Genomic DNA, 17,945 nt, shown 5'->3' on the forward strand with positions numbered 1-17,945 from the left:
CTAATTCGGATGCTCACAAAATGGGGCTAAAAATTGAAACAGTGTTCGCGAAGAATACGACGTCCCGTGATAGGCGCGTATGGGAATAATCGGCATTAGCGCGTTGCAGATGATAATCTCATCTGCCTGCCTGACTGCCTCCTCTCTCGCCTGTACTTCAAGAACCTGGAAAGGAGATTGCGCCAGTTGGCGTAAACAAAATTGTCGCATAATGCCGTTCACCCCGGCCTGATCCAGACGCGGCGTAAAAACAATGTCGCCTGTACGCCAGAACAAATTAGCCGCACAGCATTCCGTAACCCATCCCTCGCTGTCAAGAACCAGCGCCTCATCGGCGTCCGTCTGCTCAAGATGAGAGCGAATCAACACCTGTTCGAGGCGGTTCAGATGTTTTAATCCGGCAAGATAAGGATTGCGCCCAAGCGGTATGGGACTAAGGGTAAGAGTGATGCCTTGCTTACGCCACTGAGAATAATAAGCGGGATAAGCAGAAACGGAGAGGATTCGGGTAGCTGCCTGACAATTCGTGGCGCTGTATCCCCGGCCGCCGCTGCCACGGCTAATGATCACTTTCAACACGCCTGAATCATGCCCTGTGGCCAACATTGTCATCTCTTGCCGAAGGGTCGCCCAATGGCTAAAAGCGATCCGTAATTTTTCACAGGCAACCTGCAAGCGCTGAAGATGCGCTTCCAGATGGCAAATGTTGCCATCAACAATACGTGCGGTCGTAAAACTGCCATCGCCGAACTGCGTCGCCCGGTCGCTTACAGCAAGTTGATCCTGCGCATGGCCATTAATTAAAAACATAGTGGCTCCTTATCCGTCGCCTGCTAGTGTGGCAGGATGAATAACGCAGAACAAGAGGTGATATGCCTGATAAAAAAGGCCCGACAAGCGGACCTTTTTATTAATGTCTGTCTCTGGCTTAACTTAGATCTTTTTAAAAATCAAGGAACCGTTAGTTCCGCCAAAGCCAAAGGAGTTACACAGAGCGTACTCCAGATCGCTGACCTGGCGCGCTTCATGCGGCACGAAGTCCAGATCGCAACCTTCATCCGGGTTATCCAGATTAATGGTTGGCGGAATGGCCTGATCGCGTAGCGCCAGAATAGAGAAAATAGACTCTACTGCGCCTGCGGCGCCCAACAGATGGCCGGTCATCGATTTGGTCGAGCTCACCATCACTCGGCTTGCTGCATCGCCAAAGACTGACTTAACCGCCTGCGTCTCAGCTTTGTCGCCGGCAGGCGTCGACGTGCCGTGCGCGTTGACGTAGCCAATCTGAGTAGGCTCAATCGCGGCATCACGCAACGCGTTAACCATCGCCAGCGCAGCGCCTGCGCCATTTTCCGGCGGCGACGTCATATGGTAAGCATCGCTGCTCATACCAAAGCCGACGATTTCAGCATAGATTTTCGCACCACGCGCTTTTGCATGTTCGTACTCTTCAAGCACCAACATACCGGCACCGTCGCCCAGTACAAAACCATCGCGTTCTTTATCCCACGGACGGCTCGCCGCCTGTGGGTTATCGTTGCGGGTCGACAGCGCGCGCGCTGCGCCAAAACCACCTACGCCCAGCGGCGTACTGGCTTTTTCTGCGCCACCTGCCACCATCGCGTCCGCATCGCCATAGGCGATGATACGCGCGGCATGGCCGATGTTATGCACGCCTGAAGTACAGGCAGTCGCAATAGAGATGCTTGGCCCACGCAGGCCATACATGATAGTCAGATGGCCTGCTACCATGTTAACAATCGTCGACGGGACAAAGAACGGGCTAATCTTACGCGGTCCGCCTTTTACCAGCGAACTGTGGTTTTCTTCGATCAGACCGAGACCACCGATACCGGAGCCGATAGCGGCGCCAATACGGCTTGCGTTCTCTTCCGTCACTTCAAGGCCAGAATCCTGCATGGCCTGTACGCCAGCGACAATTCCATATTGAATGAAGGCATCCATCTTGCGCTGTTCTTTGCGCGAGATAATGTCATCACAGTTAAAATCCTTTACTAAGCCAGCAAATTTCGTTGCATAGGCGCTAGTATCGAAATGGTCGATCAGGCTGATGCCACTCTGACCGGCAAGGAGAGCTTTCCAGGTAGACTCTACGGTATTGCCGACAGGAGACAACATGCCCAGTCCGGTCACAACTACACGACGCTTAGACACGGTTGTCCTCCAGGGAGGGAAAATGATTCTAGTGGGACAAAAAGATAAAACTCAGGCGGTCGAACGACCGCCTGGAGATGTTCACTTACGCCTGGTGGCCGTTGATGTAATCAATGGCAGCCTGAACGGTGGTGATTTTCTCAGCTTCTTCGTCCGGAATCTCAGTATCAAACTCTTCTTCCAGAGCCATTACCAGCTCAACGGTGTCAAGAGAGTCTGCGCCCAGGTCTTCAACGAAAGAAGCATTGTTGGTTACTTCTTCCTGCTTAACGCCCAGCTGTTCGCCGATAATTTTCTTAACGCGTTCTTCGATAGTGCTCATACTCTTAAATTTCCTATCAAAACTCGCTTTCGCGATGGTTTTCGTAGTGTATAAAATGTTGAAAAATTTGCAACTAAATCCCGGCAGGTCTTACCACGATTTTACGTTATTTTGCGGCCTTTCGCCCTAATAACGCAAATATTTTTCAATCGTGATTAAACCATGTACATTCCGCCGTTGACGTGCAGAGTCTCACCAGTGATGTAACTCGCTTCGTCAGAGGCTAAAAATGCAACCGCACTGGCGATTTCCTGAGCGCCGCCGAGGCGACCCGCAGGCACCTGCGCCAGGATACCCGCACGCTGATCGTCAGACAGCGCACGCGTCATGTCCGTTTCAATAAAACCCGGAGCCACAACATTGACAGTAATACCACGGGACGCAACTTCACGCGCCAGTGATTTACTGAAACCGATCAGGCCCGCTTTCGCCGCAGCGTAGTTTGCCTGACCTGCATTTCCCATGGTACCAACCACAGAACCAATAGTGATAATGCGACCACAACGCTTTTTCATCATAGCGCGCATTACCGCTTTTGACAGGCGGAAAACGGATGATAAGTTGGTTTCGATAATATCGTTCCACTCATCATCTTTCATTCGCATCAACAGATTATCACGAGTGATACCGGCATTATTAACCAGGATATCCACTTCACCAAATTCTGCGCGAATATTTTCCAGAACAGATTCAATAGATGCAGGATCGGTCACATTCAACATCAAACCTTTCCCGTTAGCACCTAAATAGTCGCTAATGTTCTTCGCACCATTTTCACTGGTCGCAGTCCCGATAACTTTCGCGCCGCGGGCAACGAGAGTCTCTGCAATTGCGCGGCCTATGCCACGGCTTGCACCAGTCACCAGCGCAATCTTTCCTTCAAAGCTCATGGTTTTCCTCTTTTATTGCGTAAGTGCCGCAGACAGCGCCGCCGGCTCGTTCAGCGCCGACGCTGTCAGGGTGTCGACAATACGTTTCGTCAGACCAGTGAGGACTTTACCTGGACCCACTTCATAAAGATGTTCAACGCCCTGCGCCGCGATAAATTCCACGCTCTTCGTCCACTGTACCGGATTGTACAACTGGCGAACCAGCGCATCGCGGATAGCGGCGGCATCGGTTTCACATTTCACGTCAACGTTGTTCACTACCGGCACCGTTGGCGCGCTAAAGGTAATTTTGGCTAATTCAACCGCCAGCTTATCTGCCGCTGGTTTCATCAGCGCGCAGTGCGACGGTACGCTCACCGGCAGCGGCAGCGCGCGTTTCGCGCCAGCGGCTTTACAGGCTGCGCCCGCACGTTCTACCGCCTCTTTATGCCCGGCGATAACCACCTGTCCCGGCGAGTTAAAGTTAACCGGCGAAACAACCTGCCCTTCGGCAGATTCTTCACAGGCTTTAGCAATAGAGGCATCATCCAGCCCGATGATCGCAGACATGCCGCCAGTGCCTTCCGGAACCGCTTCCTGCATGAATTTACCGCGCATTTCCACCAGACGAACGGCATCAGCAAAGTTGATGACGCCAGCGCAAACCAGCGCGGAATATTCGCCCAGGCTGTGACCTGCCATTAACGCAGGCATTTTACCGCCCTGCTGCTGCCAAACGCGCCAAAGCGCGACGGAAGCGGTTAATAACGCCGGCTGCGTCTGCCAGGTTTTATTCAGTTCTTCCGCTGGACCTTGCTGGGTGAGCGCCCACAGATCATATCCCAGAGCCGCAGAAGCTTCAGCAAACGTTTCTTCTACGATAGGGTAATTTGCCGCCATCTCGGCCAACATCCCAACGCTCTGAGAACCCTGACCGGGGAACACAAATGCAAATTGCGTCATGTTTAAATCCTTATACTAGAAACGAATCAGCGCGGAGCCCCAGGTGAATCCACCCCCGAAGGCTTCAAGCAATACCAGCTGACCGGCTTTAATTCGCCCGTCACGCACGGCTTCATCCAGCGCGCACGGCACAGAAGCCGCGGAGGTATTGCCGTGCCTGTCCAGCGTGACGACGACATTGTCCATCGACATGCCGAGTTTTTTCGCTGTCGCGCTAATGATACGCAGGTTAGCCTGATGCGGCACCAGCCAATCGAGTTCTGAGCGATCCAGGTTATTAGCCGCCAGCGTCTCATCGACAATATGCGCCAGTTCAGTGACCGCCACTCTAAAGACTTCATTGCCCGCCATTGTCAGGTAAATCGGGTTATCCGGATTTACGCGATCGGCATTCGGCAGGGTCAGTAATTCACCGTAACGGCCATCGGCATGAAGATGAGTGGAGATAATACCCGGTTCTTCAGAAGCGCTCAGTACGGCCGCGCCTGCGCCATCGCCGAAAATAATGATCGTACCGCGATCGCCAGGATCGCAAGTGCGGGCTAATACATCGGAACCGACCACCAGCGCGTGTTTAACCGCGCCGGATTTAACGTACTGGTCGGCGATGCTTAACGCGTAGGTGAAACCTGCGCACGCTGCCGCGACATCAAACGCCGGGCAACCTTTAATACCGAGCATACTTTGAATCTGACATGCCGCGCTTGGAAATGCATGCGTTGCTGATGTGGTAGCCACCACAATCAAGCCAATTTGGTCTTTATCGATCCCCGCCATCTCAATCGCGCGATTCGCAGCGGTAAAGCCCATCGTCGCGACAGTTTCATTCGGCGCGGCGATATGGCGTTCACGAATACCTGTACGCGTGACAATCCACTCGTCAGAGGTCTCAACCATTTTTTCCAGATCGGCGTTAGTCCGCACTTGTTCGGGCAGATAGCTGCCAGTACCAATAATCTTCGTATACATGTACGCTCAGTCACTTTTCGGTTATATACCGTTACCTGTAAACGTCTGGCACGCTGGCGGCGCCGGGGAGACAACGATATTATCTGTGCGCCCGCAGGTTTACGCCTTTGCCATCGTCCAGCGGTTCAAATCCGGCTGGGTATACAGATTCCAGGCGAGCGGCAATTCGCTGAGGAACTTGTCGCTGCACCGCCTGCACTGCCTGTTCAATCGCGACTGCAAATGCTCGCTGATTGGCCGCACCATGACTTTTTATCACCGTGCCGCGCAATCCTAACAGACAGGCGCCATTATACTGGTCGGGGTTGAGGTGACTGAATCGCCTCGTCAGGCTTTTTTGTAACCAACGTTTTAATAACAGCAGCCACCACGACCGTTTTTTCCCCTCGCCCTGTGATTTCAGCAGTGAAAGGAACATTCTGACAACCCCCTCCATCGTTTTAAGTGTGACATTGCCTGTAAAGCCGTCACACACCAGTACATCGGTTTTTCCCGTCAGTAACTCATTCGCCTCAAGGTAGCCGATGTAATTGATGGTTGGGACTGTTTTTAACATTAAAGAGGCTTCGCGAATACTGTCGAGGCCTTTGGTTTCTTCTTCCCCGATATTGAGTAGCGCCACGCGGGGATTTTTGATCCCGACGACCTCTTCCGCCAAAACGGCGCCCATCACGGCAAACTGCACCAGCATGGTACTGTCACAGTCGACGTTGGCACCCAAATCAAGCACTACCGTTTTGCCCTTTTGCTGGTGCGGTAATACCGTCACCAACGCCGGACGCTCAATCCCCTCAAGAGGCTTGAGCAATAATTTCGCCAGCCCCATCAGCGCCCCGGTATTACCGGCGCTAACGCAAGCTTCGGCTCGGCCTTCTTTCACAAGCTCCAGGGCCACACGCATGGATGTCCCGCGACTGGCGCGGATCGCCTGCGAAGGCCGGGCATCACTGGCAATAACTGACTGTGCAGGGATAATCTGCAGACGCGAACGTTGTTCAAAGTCAGCTTTGGCAAGTAATGGCGTGATAATATCGGGATTCCCGACTAAAAGAAGAGTGAGCTGCGAATTAGCGTTCAGTGCCTGCAATGCTGCAGGCACCGTCACGGAAGGACCAAAATCGCCCCCCATGACATCTAACGCCAGGGTTAGACGTGTCAAGGTATCGTCGCTGCCTGGTTCGGTGTTCTCCGCTTACGCGGAGAAATCCTCACTAAGCTTTATCACGCTTGTACTCTTCGGCTTTTACACCACAGGCACGCCTGTGATGTAAAAGGCATCGAGTATCGCGCGATTACTTAGCGATGACCTTACGGCCGCGGTAGTAACCGTCGGCAGTGATGTGGTGACGCAGGTGTTTTTCACCAGAAGTTTTGTCTACAGACAGGCTGGTGACTGCGGTCAGAGCGTCATGGGAACGACGCATGCCACGTTTGGAACGGGTTGGTTTATTCTGTTGTACGGCCATGGACCTTACTCCTCAATTACGGTTTATCCCCGCGTCCGCGGGGAAGACCTATTACTTACGCTTTAAGCTGGCTAATACGGCAAATGGGTTTGGCTTTTGCGCTTCATCAGGCAGTTCGCCAAAGACCATGTCCGCCTCGGACACTTCACAGTGTTCAGAATCATGCACCGGAACTACCGGCAAGGCGAGGATGATTTCATCTTCAACCGTCGCCAGCAGATCGATTTCGCCGAATTCGTTTACCTCAATCGGCTCATACGCTTCCGGCAGTGCTTCAGCCTGCTCGTCGGAACGGACAGGGCTAAAACAATACGTTGTGTGAACCTGATGGGTAAACGGTTTCCCGCAACGCTGGCATTCGAGCGACACCGTAACGACCGCATCGCCGGTTAAAACGGCGAGACGCTGGTTATCGATAGCGAACGACATGGAGCATTCCACATCACTGTCCACACTGACTACAGATTCGGCAACGCGCTCAACCTGATCGGGGGTATAGATACCCTGGTAATCAAGGCGTTTTTGAGCGGTACGAACCGGATCAAGAGTCAGGGGTAATTTTACCTTTTGCATAGGGCGCGCATATTAACTTCGTAACGTCATATAGTCAAAGAAAAAGGCAGCCTGCGGTTGCCTTTTGCCAATAATTCGCACACATTGCGGGTTACAGACTTATTTTCGCTCAAGACGAGTCAGTATGACAGGCTTGAAGACCGAAGAGCATAGTTTAAGATGGCTCTCATCATTACGCTATATCTGAGGGAAAAAATATGCCCCGTCTCATCCTTGCGTCTACCTCTCCCTGGCGTCGCGCGCTGCTGGAAAAGCTGACGATTCCTTTCGAATGCGCCGCGCCGGATGTTGATGAAACCCCCATGCCGGGCGAAGCGCCGCGTCAGTTGGTGCTGCGGCTGGCGCAGGCGAAGGCGCAATCGCTCGCCGCGCGTTTCCCGAATCATTTGATTATTGGCTCCGACCAAATTTGTGTTCTGGACGGCGAAATCACCGGCAAACCGCTGACGGAAGAAAAAGCGCGTCAGCAATTAGCCAAAGCCAGCGGAAATATTGTGACGTTTTATACCGGACTGGCACTGTATAACTCCGCCTCCGGGCACTTACAAACCGAAGTGGAGCCTTTTGACGTTCACTTTCGCCATTTAAGCGAAGCGGAAATAGACGACTATGTCCGTAAAGAGCATCCGCTGCACTGCGCGGGAAGTTTTAAAAGCGAAGGTTTAGGCATTGCATTATTTGAGCGCTTAGAGGGCCGCGATCCGAACACGCTGATCGGCTTGCCGCTTATTGCCCTGTGCCAGATGCTGCGACGGGAAGAGATGAACCCGCTGAATGCCTGATTAATCTGCCTGATGGCGACGCGATGCGTCTTATCAGGCCTACGGTGCATCACACGATTGTAGGCCTGATAAGCAACGCGCATCAGGCTTTACTACGTAATACCTCAAGGCAGCGCTTCAATTGCTTATCCATCGGCGCTTCAATGCGCATGACTTCGCCCGTTCCCGGATGCGTGAACTTCAGCGCCGCGGCGTGTAGAAAGAGACGTTTAAGACCGGTTCCCGCTTCGGTAAGCTGTTGATCAAACTCACGGTCGCCGTAGCGATCGTCGAACGCAATAGGGTGACCGGCATATTGGGTATGTACGCGAATCTGATGCGTACGGCCCGTTACCGGGCTACAGCGCACCAGCGTGGCGAAGGCATAGCGCTCTTCCACCTTGAAGCGCGTTTCTGACGGTTTGCCTTCCTGGCTCACGCGAACAATACGTTCGCCGCTTTGCAGAATGTTCTTTAATAATGGCGCCTGTACGGTTTTAACGTGCGATTGCCACTGGCCGCGCACCAGCGCCAGATAATCTTTCTGCATTCCCTTTTCGCGCAGTTGCTCATGCAGCGAACGCAGCGCGGAGCGTTTTTTCGCCACCAACAGCACGCCGGAGGTATCGCGGTCAAGACGATGCACCAGTTCCAGGAATCGCGCTTCCGGACGCAACGCCCGCAGCCCTTCGATGACGCCAAAACTTAACCCGCTCCCGCCGTGTACGGCGGTGCCGGAAGGCTTATTCAGCACCAGAATATGGTCGTCTTCATACAAAATGACGTCCGCCAACGCCGCCACTTTTTGCAAATGCGGCGACACGGCCTCTTCTTCGCGTTCAGCAACGCGAACCGGCGGAATGCGGACTTCATCACCCGCTTCCAGTTTGTATTCCGGTTTAATGCGTTTTTTGTTCACCCGCACCTCGCCTTTACGCAAGATGCGATAAATCATACTTTTTGGTACCCCTTTCAGTTGGGTGCGCAAAAAGTTATCAATGCGTTGCCCCGCTTCGTCAGCGGCGATAGCAACAATTTTTACGGATGGCGTTTCTGTTTTCATGGGGGGCGATTCTAAATAGCCTGTGAGATTCGCGCCACACATTTTTCTATGCTTATAGAGACGTCTACGCCAGTGGATGAACATTTTTCACTGCGGTTTTGCTGGTTATTAAAGCGATTGGCTCACGCTGGTGAAAAAACTGTGAGTAAGCGGGTGATAAATGGTAAAAGTCATCTTGCTATAACAAGGTTAGCAGTGGAATAATGATGCGGTTTCCGCACCGAAACTTGTTAAAACAAAAAGTTTAGCGGAATAACCCATTTTGTCTGACCGATCATCAACGCAGCAATGGCGTAAGACGTATTGATTTTTCAGACAGTTAGCGGGCTGCGGGTTGCAGTCCTTACCGGTAGATAGGATCTTCTCTGGAGAGTAATGCCCAGGCTGCTTCCCTGATAATTGCGCTGTGTTTCCGTATGAAATACAGGCAACCGACACTCTGCGCCTCTTTGAGCTGACGATAACCGTGAGGTTGGCGACGCGAAATAGTCACGAGGCCATCGGTTCATGCCCGGTAAGGCGTCACCATGCCCGCAGCTTAGTCGTCAACGTAAGAATAATGAGTAAGTTACGATGAAAAGAATGTTAATCAACGCGACTCAGCAGGAAGAGTTGCGCGTCGCCCTTGTAGATGGGCAGCGTCTGTACGATCTGGATATAGAAAGCCCCGGACACGAGCAGAAAAAAGCGAACATCTATAAAGGCAAAATTACCCGTATTGAACCGAGCCTGGAAGCGGCTTTTGTTGATTACGGCGCAGAACGCCACGGTTTCCTCCCGTTAAAAGAAATTGCCCGCGAATATTTCCCCGCTAACTACAGCGCTCATGGTCGCCCGAACATTAAAGACGTGTTACGCGAAGGCCAGGAAGTCATTGTTCAAATCGATAAAGAAGAGCGCGGCAACAAAGGCGCGGCGTTAACCACCTTTATCAGTCTGGCGGGCAGCTACCTGGTACTGATGCCGAATAACCCGCGCGCGGGTGGTATTTCCCGTCGCATTGAAGGCGACGATCGTACCGAGTTAAAAGAAGCGTTGGCCAGCCTGGAACTTCCTGAAGGGATGGGGCTTATCGTGCGTACCGCGGGCGTGGGTAAATCCGCCGAAGCGTTGCAGTGGGATTTAAGCTTCCGCCTGAAACACTGGGAGGCCATTCAGAAAGCCGCTGAAAGCCGTCCCGCGCCGTTCCTGATCCATCAGGAAAGCAACGTCATCGTACGCGCGTTTCGCGACTATCTGCGTCAGGATATCGGTGAAATCCTGATCGACAATCCAAAAGTGATGGAAATGGCGCGTCAGCATATCGCCGCGTTGGGCCGCCCGGATTTTAGCAGCAAAATTAAGCTGTACACCGGTGAAATCCCGTTGTTCAGCCATTACCAGATCGAATCGCAGATCGAGTCAGCGTTCCAGCGTGAAGTGCGCCTGCCCTCCGGCGGCTCCATCGTCATTGACAGTACCGAAGCGTTAACCGCCATCGATATCAACTCCGCCCGCGCGACTCGCGGCGGCGATATCGAAGAAACGGCGTTTAATACCAACCTGGAAGCAGCAGATGAAATTGCCCGCCAGCTGCGTCTGCGCGACCTGGGCGGCCTGATCGTTATCGACTTTATCGATATGACGCCGGTACGTCACCAGCGCGCGGTAGAAAACCGTCTGCGTGAAGCGGTACGTCAGGACCGGGCGCGTATTCAGATTAGCCATATTTCCCGCTTCGGCCTGCTCGAAATGTCTCGTCAGCGCCTGAGCCCGTCGCTGGGCGAATCCAGCCATCACGTGTGTCCGCGCTGTAGCGGTACCGGCACCGTGCGCGATAACGAATCTCTGTCGCTGTCCATTCTGCGCCTGATTGAAGAAGAAGCGCTGAAAGAGAATACGCAGGAAGTCCATGCCATTGTTCCGGTGCCGATCGCCTCTTATCTGCTTAACGAAAAACGGACGGCAGTGAACGCTATTGAGACGCGTCAGGATGGCGTCCGCTGTGTCATCGTCCCGAACGATCAGATGGAAACGCCGCACTATTCCGTGCTGCGCGTACGCAAAGGGGAAGAAACGCCGACCCTGAGCTACATGCTGCCGAAGCTGCACGAAGAAGCGATGGCGCTGCCTTCTGAAGAAGAGTACGCCGAGCGTAAACGCCCGGAACAGCCTGCGCTGGCGACATTCGCTATGCCAGATGTGCCTCCGGCGCCGACGCCTGTCGAACCGGCGGTTAGCGTCGCCACGGCGAAAAAGGATAATGTTGCCGCCGCGCAGCCTGCCCAGCCGGGTCTGTTTAGCCGCTTCCTTAACGCGCTGAAACAACTGTTCAGCGGTGAAGAAACGAAAGCCGTCGAAACAGCCGCGCCGAAAGCGGAAGAAAAAGCGGAGCGTCAGCAGGATCGTCGCAAGCCACGGCAGAACAACCGTCGCGATCGTAACGAACGCCGCGACACCCGTGATAACCGTGCCGGACGTGACGGCGGCGAGAGCCGCGACGATAATCGTCGTAACCGTCGCCAGACGCAGCAGCAAAATGCGGAAGCGCGCGATACCCGCCAGCAGGAAACGGCGGAAAAAGTGAAAACCGGCGATGAACAGCAACAGACGCCGCGTCGCGAACGCAGCCGCCGCCGCAATGATGACAAGCGCCAGGCGCAGCAGGAAGTAAAAGCGCTTAACCGCGAAGAACAGCCTGTCCAGGAGACCGAGCAGGAAGAACGCGTTCAGCAGGTTCAGCCGCGCCGCAAGCAGCGTCAGCTTAATCAGAAAGTCCGCTTTACCAACAGCGCAGTGGTTGAAACGGTTGACACGCCGGTCGTCGTCGACGAACCACGCCCGGTTGAAAACGTTGAACAGCCCGTTCCAGCGCCGCGTACCGAGCTGGCGAAAGTTGATTTACCTGTCGTCGCCGATATCGCGCCAGAGCAGGATGATAGCGTAGAACCTCGCGATAATACCGGTATGCCGCGTCGCTCCCGCCGTTCTCCGCGCCACCTGCGCGTAAGCGGTCAGCGTCGCCGTCGCTATCGTGACGAGCGCTACCCGACACAATCGCCGATGCCGTTAACCGTCGCCTGCGCGTCGCCAGAAATGGCGTCCGGTAAAGTCTGGATCCGCTACCCGATTGTCCGTCCTCAGGAAACGCAGGTTGTTGACGAGCAGCGTGAAGCAGATCTGGCGCTGCCACAACCGGTTGTCGCTGAACAGCAGGTTATCGCTGCGACCGCAGCGCTCGAACCACAAGCGTCGGTACAGGCAGTAGAAAACGTTGCCGTTGAGCCGCAGACCGTCGCCGAACCACAGGCGCCGGAAGTCGTCGAGGTCGAGACAACGCATCCGGAAGTGATTGCCGCGCCAGTTGATGAACAGCCGCAACTGATTGCCGAAAGCGATACGCCGGTGGCGCAAGAGGTTATTGCTGACGCCGAACCGGTAGCAGAAACCGCCGACGCGTCCATTACGGTGGCTGAAAACGTAGCTGATGTTGTCGTTGTCGAGCCAGAAGAAGAGACAAAAGCGGAAGCGGCTGTTGTGGAGCACACGGCAGAAGAAACCGTTATCGCACCGGCCCAGGTGGTGGAAAAGTCGCAGGACGTTGTCTGCGTTGACGATCATAATCACGCCAGCGCGCCGATGACGCGTGCGCCAGCGCCGGAATATGTGCCGGAAACCCCGCACCATAGCGACTGGCAGCGGCCTTCCTTCCACTTTGAAGGTAAAGGCGCGGCAGGCGGACACAGCGCCACACGTCACGCCAGCGCCCCGGCGACACGCCCACAGCCGGTAGAATGATGTAAATGCTGATACAAAGCCGACCGCCAGGTCGGCTTTTTTATGCCCCTTACAGGGCGATGCCTCACCCCATGGCGTCTTTTAGTCACTCCAGGCGTTTATGAGATCGGGCGGGATAATACGTACGGATGGCGTCGCTACGGGCGCGACAATATGACCACTAACTCAATGACGACTAAAAAAATGCCCGCGCCGGGGTGGATGGCGCGGGCAGACAAAACATATCCAGTTTCGTGATATGTTTCAAAAAGAGGCGTTACCGGTTCAACTGGAAAAGCGACATTCCCTGCATGTCGGTAAACGTTTTATAGGACGCCTGTAATGCCGCCTGTTGCATGACGTAGGAGGAAATGACCGAGTTCCAGTCCACATCTACCAGGTTGCTCATCTGCAACTTCTGTCCCAGCGCACGGTCGCTTCCCAGTGAATCCAGCGTACTGAGTTCGCTCAGTTGCGTTCCCAGTTCCGCACGAACGGTCAGGACGTTATTAAGCGAATTTTTTAAGCCGCGATTGGTTTTATCAATGGCGGCAGCGGCTTTTTCTTTTTCCACGTCATTGCCTTCCACCGGGGTCTTGAGCGCGGCAATTGCCGTATCGAGCATGACAAACAGATTCTTTTCGGAGTCCGAGCCATCCGGTTCCGGCACCGCATTGCTGGTGATGCTATTAAAAATTTGCGCACCCGTATGGCCAATTACCATCGTGCGTGCGGAATCCACCTGCTGGGTAACACTTTTCTCGCCGCCATGATAACCACCTGTCGCCTGGTCGAATGGCGCCGCTTCCGTTTTATACCCGGCAAAGATATAGCGACCATTGCCGTCAGTGCTGTTTGCCAGGTTCATCAGCTGATCGCGGATCCCCTGTAAATCCGTCGCCAGCGACGCGCGGTCATCGTCGCTTAACGTGCCGTTTCCGGCATAGACGATTTTTTCCTGCGCGGTTTGAATCGCCGTCGTCACCTGACTGAGTACGCTTTCTTCCAGCGACACTTTTTGGGTGGCAAACGTACGCGCCAGGGCGTACTGGCTATTCTGCGCCTGCGCCTGAGAGAGTACTACCGCCTGCGACGCGGCGATCGGATCGTCAGATGGGTTGGTAACGCGCTTACCGGTAGACATCTGCTCGCCCAGCTTCATCCATTCGGCCTGAGAATTAGTGATGCCGCTCATATTTTGTTCGTACATCATCTGGGTACTGATACGCATGTCATCCTTCTCCTTTAGCGAATATTCAGTAACGCATCAAACAGCGCATTCGCGGTCTGCAATACTTGCGCATTCGCCAGATAATACTGCTGATAACGCTGCAAATTGCCGTACTCTTCGTCGAGGTTAACGCCGGAAACCGACTGTTGCTGTTTATAAAGCTGTTTAACCACATTCGCTTGCGTGGTGCTGCTGGTTTTCAGCGTTGACGTTTTGTTACCCACATCGCTGACCAACGTGGCGTAAGCATCGTTAAAGGTTTTGTTGCCGCCCACTACATTGCTGTTTTGTAAGTCCAGCAATGCCTGACCATTGCGGTTATCGCTGTCGCCGGTATCCACGTCAGGATCGAGTTTTGACTCAGACGCCATCGCAATCTCGGCTTCATTTGTCACTTTAACGTTCATGTCGACGATAGCATTGCTGACCGGCTTGAGAAGAAAACTGTCGTTTTTCTGTGCGCCAGTCCCTACCGTCACTTTCAGACCGTCAATCTCCAGTTTTCCGTCAGCATCTTTTGTCGCCGTGAAAGTGGTGTTATCCGCAGTGCGAGTAACCTGCCAGTCTGTACCGTCAAAAACAATCTTATAATCCGTTGCCTGAACCTTCGTGCTGTCGACCACCTTAGCGGTTAGCGATACCGTTTTATCGGCATTATTACTGTTGCTATATACCACCGGCGAGCCAATGCTAAAGAAGTCTTTCCCTTTATTGCCGTCGGCGTCATAACCTTTGGTATGCTGCGCGTTAAACGCATCGGCAAACGCCAACGCCAACTGGCCCAGCGTATTACGAGTCTGATCCAGATCCTGAGAACGGAACGTCAGTAATCCGCCGAGCGAACCGGTGTTCAGCAACTTTTCCGGAATTTCGATGTTACCGGCGGCCTCATCGACATAAGCGACAGTCGTTCGCGTCGGGTCGGCGCTGGAGGGAACCGCCGCCAACTGACGCGCCGTCGACCCCTGCACCAGCGTATAGCCATTGGCCATCGTCAGGTTATAGGTGCCGCCGTCCTGTACACTCACCTCGACGCCAACGATCTTGTTAAGCTCGCTGACCAACTGATCACGCTGATCGAGCAGGTCGTTCGGCGATGCGCCCGCGCCTACGCCCGTCATACGGGAGATTTGATCGTTCAGGTTAGCTATCTGCTTCGCGTAATTGTTGATTTGCGCCACGCTGGAGCCAATCGCGATATTGACCTGTTTATCCTGATCGCGCAGATACTGATCGGTGGTTTTGAACTGGTTTACCAGCCCTTCCGCTTTACCAATCAGCGCCTGACGCGCCGCAGGATCTTCCGCATTACTGACTAACGTTTGCAGGCTGGTAAAAAAACTCTGCAACGAACCAGACAGTGAGCTGGATTTATCGGCCAGCAGGTTGTCGATTTTCGACATCTGTTCATAGCGCGTGGTCAAGCCGCTGCTCTGGTTTTGCGCGCCGCGTAGCTGATTAGTGATAAACGCATCATATTCGCGCTGTACGCCTGAAACGTAAACGCCATTACCTATCCAGCCGCCAGCCCCTAACGTACTGTTTGCCTGCGCCAGAATAGTTGCCTGCCGGGTATAACCCGCAACGTTATAATTGTTGATGTTATTACTGACCGTATTTAACGCGGCCTGCGCGGCGTTAAGTCCGCTCATGGCGTGATTAATCAAGCTGGACATGATGGTTCCTTTTAATCCTTCAATACTCGTTGTTATCGGCAGCGACTACGTGGACTTGAGCAATTTAAAAGAGATTGTCGAGATTCGCGCTGTAGGTTTTGCTGACCTTTTCACTCATCGCTTTCAACTGCTGAATCATGTTGGTCAATTTACGCGCGTAATTCGGGTCAGTGGCGTATCCGGCGTTTTGCAGGGCCACTGCGCCTTGCTCTGCCGTGGCGGCAGTGGTCACGGCAGCGTAGCGTGGGTTACGCGTTAACAGCGCGACATAATCCGATAACGCCTCCAGATACGAGCTATAGACGCGGAATTTCGCTTTCACTTTTTTCGCTTCGCCATTTTCGTATTCAGTGGTGGTGATTTCCGTCACCGGCCCTTTCCAACTGGCGGTCGCTTTCACGCCAAATACGTTATAGCTGGGTTCGCCATTCTCCCGCAGGATTTGCCGCTGCCCCCAGCCGGACTCCAGCGCCGCCTGCGCCAGAATCAGATGATGCGGCACCCCGCTTTGTTCGCTGGCCAGCCTCGCCGGGAGCGAAAGCCGGGCCAGAAAGTCTTTACTGTCGCCGGAGAGCGGCGCATCGCTGCTGTCCGGCGTTTTCGGGATGGCTTTGCGCACCAGTTGGGTCAGCGCCTGATTTTGATAGCTGTTTACCGTCTCCAGGGAGAATTTAAGCGGTACTTGCGGCGCATCATCTGCAGGCATCGTCTGCCCGCCCGTCATCTGTTTAACCATCATATCCGCCAGCCCCAATCCCTTACCGGCGGTCATCTGCTGGGCGATCTGTTGGTCATACATGCTGGTATACAGACGCGTCTGATCGCTGCTGAATAAACCATCTTTGGGTAAAGCCTCGCGCATACTTTTCAGCATCATCTGCACAAACATCCCTTCCACCTGACGGGCCACAGGACGGATATTCGCCGCCGGGTCCTGGCCCGCTTTCGCTTTCAGTTCGTTCAGAGATTGCGCATCCCAGGCCGCGCTGGCCAGCAATTTACCGTCTCCGATCATCAGATGATTTCCAGTTTGGCGCGTAGACAGCCCGCGCTCTGCATGGACTGCAAAATCGACATCAGGTCCATCGGCGTCGCGCCAAGCGCATTCAGCGCGCGCACTACGCTGTTCAGATTGGCGCTGGAACGCACGCTCTGTAGCGATCCGCCGCTCTGACGCAAATCTATCTGAGTCTGTGGCGTCACCACGGTCTGCCCGCCGCCAAATGGCGTATTCGGCTGGTTGACGTTGAGCTGGCGATTGACTGTCACTGACAAATTGCCCTGCGCCACAGCGCAGCTATCCAGCGTGACTTCCCGATTCATGACCACCGAACCGGTACGCGAGTTGATCACGACTTTTGCATCCTGCGGCGTCACGTTGACTTCCATATTTTGAATGTCCGCCAGAAAACGCACCTGCGAGCTGTTGCCGCTGGGCACGCGTACCTGTACCGTTCGCGCATCAAGCGCAGTGGCGCTGCCGTAACCGCGGGCGCGGTTGATGGCGTCGGTAATTTGCTGCGCCATCGTAAAATCTTCGTCGTTCAATTGCAGATTAATGGTGTTGCCAGCGCCGAACTGAGTCGGCAACTCGCGTTCGATAATCGCGCCATTAGTGATGCGCCCGCCATTAAGCTGGTTAACCTGCACGCTACTGCCGCCTGCGGAAGCGCCCGCGCCGCCGACCAGAATATTGCCCTGCGCCAGAGCATACACCTGGCTGTCCACCCCTTTTAACGGCGTCATTAATAACGTCCCGCCACGCAGACTTTTAGCGTTCCCCATTGAGGAAACGACGACATCGATCGTTTGTCCCTGTCGCGCAAAAGGCGGATACGACGCCGTCACCATCACCGCCGCCACGTTTTTCAACTGCATGTTGGTGCCGGTGGGGACCGTAATCCCCAGTTGTGACAGCATGTTATTCAGCGTCTGGGTGGTAAATGGCGTCTGGGTCGTCTGGTCGCCCGTACCGTCCAGCCCAACCACCAGCCCGTAGCCGATCAGCGAGTTTTCCCGTACTCCCTGGACACTGGTCAGATCCCGGATACGCTCGGCATGCGCCAGAGTGGCAACCAGTGCCAGAACGATTCCTGCAAGAGCTTTAAACACATACACCTC

The 17,945-nt window shown here is 54.2% G+C and carries 16 protein-coding genes; 2 read left to right on the forward strand and 14 right to left on the reverse strand.

Annotated features, from left to right (window positions below):
• The 9 genes from pabC to yceD all read right to left on the reverse strand — a co-directional run bounded on the left by pabC (position 1) and on the right by yceD (position 7,337).
• Positions 1–810: an aminodeoxychorismate lyase gene (pabC, locus tag HV477_RS03425; RefSeq protein ID WP_000478656.1), complete on the reverse strand. Its 810-nt coding sequence runs from the start codon at positions 808–810 to the stop codon at positions 1–3.
• A 123-nt stretch (positions 811–933) separates the two neighbouring features.
• Positions 934–2,175 carry a beta-ketoacyl-ACP synthase II gene (gene fabF / locus HV477_RS03430; protein ID WP_079899169.1) on the reverse strand — a complete coding sequence of 414 codons (1,242 nt, stop codon included), beginning with the start codon at positions 2,173–2,175 and terminating at the stop codon, positions 934–936.
• A gap of 85 nt (positions 2,176–2,260) precedes the next feature.
• The gene (gene acpP, locus HV477_RS03435; protein ID WP_000103754.1) at positions 2,261–2,497 is read right to left on the reverse strand and encodes an acyl carrier protein; all 237 of its coding nucleotides are present in this window, start codon (positions 2,495–2,497) and stop codon (positions 2,261–2,263) included.
• A 155-nt stretch (positions 2,498–2,652) separates the two neighbouring features.
• Complete coding sequence (gene fabG / locus HV477_RS03440) at positions 2,653–3,387, reverse strand: 3-oxoacyl-ACP reductase FabG (RefSeq protein ID WP_000007236.1); 735 nt, start codon at positions 3,385–3,387, stop codon at positions 2,653–2,655.
• Between the two features lie 12 nt (positions 3,388–3,399).
• Positions 3,400–4,329 (reverse strand): ACP S-malonyltransferase, encoded by a 930-nt coding sequence (gene fabD, locus HV477_RS03445; protein ID WP_000191343.1) that lies wholly within the window; start codon positions 4,327–4,329, stop codon positions 3,400–3,402.
• 15 nt (positions 4,330–4,344) lie between these two features.
• Positions 4,345–5,298 (reverse strand): beta-ketoacyl-ACP synthase III, encoded by a 954-nt coding sequence (fabH, locus tag HV477_RS03450; protein WP_079899168.1) that lies wholly within the window; start codon positions 5,296–5,298, stop codon positions 4,345–4,347.
• A gap of 79 nt (positions 5,299–5,377) precedes the next feature.
• Complete coding sequence (gene plsX, locus HV477_RS03455; protein WP_001518286.1) at positions 5,378–6,457, reverse strand: phosphate acyltransferase PlsX; 1,080 nt, start codon at positions 6,455–6,457, stop codon at positions 5,378–5,380.
• A gap of 133 nt (positions 6,458–6,590) precedes the next feature.
• Positions 6,591–6,764, reverse strand: coding sequence for a 50S ribosomal protein L32 (rpmF, locus tag HV477_RS03460; protein ID WP_000290727.1), 174 nt, complete (start codon positions 6,762–6,764; stop codon positions 6,591–6,593).
• Between the two features lie 51 nt (positions 6,765–6,815).
• The gene (gene yceD, locus HV477_RS03465; RefSeq protein ID WP_001174492.1) at positions 6,816–7,337 is read right to left on the reverse strand and encodes a 23S rRNA accumulation protein YceD; all 522 of its coding nucleotides are present in this window, start codon (positions 7,335–7,337) and stop codon (positions 6,816–6,818) included.
• A gap of 197 nt (positions 7,338–7,534) precedes the next feature.
• Between yceD and HV477_RS03470 the strand changes: the two genes are divergently transcribed.
• Positions 7,535–8,119: a nucleoside triphosphate pyrophosphatase gene (locus HV477_RS03470; RefSeq protein WP_001137603.1), complete on the forward strand. Its 585-nt coding sequence runs from the start codon at positions 7,535–7,537 to the stop codon at positions 8,117–8,119.
• An 82-nt stretch (positions 8,120–8,201) separates the two neighbouring features.
• On the opposite strand, the gene rluC is transcribed toward HV477_RS03470, so the two are convergent.
• Positions 8,202–9,161 (reverse strand): 23S rRNA pseudouridine(955/2504/2580) synthase RluC, encoded by a 960-nt coding sequence (rluC, locus tag HV477_RS03475; RefSeq protein ID WP_000846318.1) that lies wholly within the window; start codon positions 9,159–9,161, stop codon positions 8,202–8,204.
• 573 nt (positions 9,162–9,734) lie between these two features.
• Between rluC and rne the strand changes: the two genes are divergently transcribed.
• On the forward strand, positions 9,735–12,938 hold the full coding sequence (gene rne / locus HV477_RS03480; RefSeq protein ID WP_001524740.1) for a ribonuclease E: 3,204 nt from the start codon (positions 9,735–9,737) through the stop codon (positions 12,936–12,938).
• Between the two features lie 256 nt (positions 12,939–13,194).
• Here rne and flgL read toward each other — a convergent pair whose 3' ends face one another.
• The 4 genes from flgL to HV477_RS03500 form a co-directional block, all read right to left on the reverse strand.
• Complete coding sequence (gene flgL / locus HV477_RS03485; RefSeq protein ID WP_001223032.1) at positions 13,195–14,148, reverse strand: flagellar hook-associated protein FlgL; 954 nt, start codon at positions 14,146–14,148, stop codon at positions 13,195–13,197.
• 14 nt (positions 14,149–14,162) lie between these two features.
• Entirely contained in the window at positions 14,163–15,824 is a 1,662-nt protein-coding gene (flgK, locus tag HV477_RS03490) for a flagellar hook-associated protein FlgK (protein WP_175064924.1), read from the reverse strand.
• Positions 15,825–15,888: 64 nt separating this feature from the next.
• Positions 15,889–16,839 (reverse strand): flagellar assembly peptidoglycan hydrolase FlgJ, encoded by a 951-nt coding sequence (gene flgJ, locus HV477_RS03495; RefSeq protein ID WP_000578684.1) that lies wholly within the window; start codon positions 16,837–16,839, stop codon positions 15,889–15,891.
• Positions 16,839–17,936 carry a flagellar basal body P-ring protein FlgI gene (locus HV477_RS03500; protein WP_001518955.1) on the reverse strand — a complete coding sequence of 366 codons (1,098 nt, stop codon included), beginning with the start codon at positions 17,934–17,936 and terminating at the stop codon, positions 16,839–16,841. Before HV477_RS03500 ends, flgJ begins: the two co-directional genes overlap by 1 nt.
• Between the last annotated feature and the right edge of the window lie 9 nt (positions 17,937–17,945).

It is taken from the genome of Salmonella sp. SG203 (assembly GCF_013350575.1).
Lineage (GTDB): Bacteria > Pseudomonadota > Gammaproteobacteria > Enterobacterales > Enterobacteriaceae > Salmonella > Salmonella enterica.

What these genes read in the sequence shown, in the direction of transcription:
- rpmF (WP_000290727.1), bottom strand. Translation starts at nt 6,764, where the DNA reads ATGGCCGTACAACAGAATAAACCAACCCGTTCCAAACGTGGCATGCGT.
- pabC (WP_000478656.1), bottom strand. Translation starts at nt 810, where the DNA reads ATGTTTTTAATTAATGGCCATGCGCAGGATCAACTTGCTGTAAGCGAC.
- fabH (WP_079899168.1), bottom strand. Translation starts at nt 5,298, where the DNA reads ATGTATACGAAGATTATTGGTACTGGCAGCTATCTGCCCGAACAAGTG.
- yceD (WP_001174492.1), bottom strand. Translation starts at nt 7,337, where the DNA reads ATGCAAAAGGTAAAATTACCCCTGACTCTTGATCCGGTTCGTACCGCT.
- fabG (WP_000007236.1), bottom strand. Translation starts at nt 3,387, where the DNA reads ATGAGCTTTGAAGGAAAGATTGCGCTGGTGACTGGTGCAAGCCGTGGC.
- acpP (WP_000103754.1), bottom strand. Translation starts at nt 2,497, where the DNA reads ATGAGCACTATCGAAGAACGCGTTAAGAAAATTATCGGCGAACAGCTG.
- flgL (WP_001223032.1), bottom strand. Translation starts at nt 14,148, where the DNA reads ATGCGTATCAGTACCCAGATGATGTACGAACAAAATATGAGCGGCATC.
- fabD (WP_000191343.1), bottom strand. Translation starts at nt 4,329, where the DNA reads ATGACGCAATTTGCATTTGTGTTCCCCGGTCAGGGTTCTCAGAGCGTT.
- rne (WP_001524740.1), top strand. Translation starts at nt 9,735, where the DNA reads ATGAAAAGAATGTTAATCAACGCGACTCAGCAGGAAGAGTTGCGCGTC.
- rluC (WP_000846318.1), bottom strand. Translation starts at nt 9,161, where the DNA reads ATGAAAACAGAAACGCCATCCGTAAAAATTGTTGCTATCGCCGCTGAC.
- flgJ (WP_000578684.1), bottom strand. Translation starts at nt 16,839, where the DNA reads ATGATCGGAGACGGTAAATTGCTGGCCAGCGCGGCCTGGGATGCGCAA.
- HV477_RS03470 (WP_001137603.1), top strand. Translation starts at nt 7,535, where the DNA reads ATGCCCCGTCTCATCCTTGCGTCTACCTCTCCCTGGCGTCGCGCGCTG.
- flgK (WP_175064924.1), bottom strand. Translation starts at nt 15,824, where the DNA reads ATGTCCAGCTTGATTAATCACGCCATGAGCGGACTTAACGCCGCGCAG.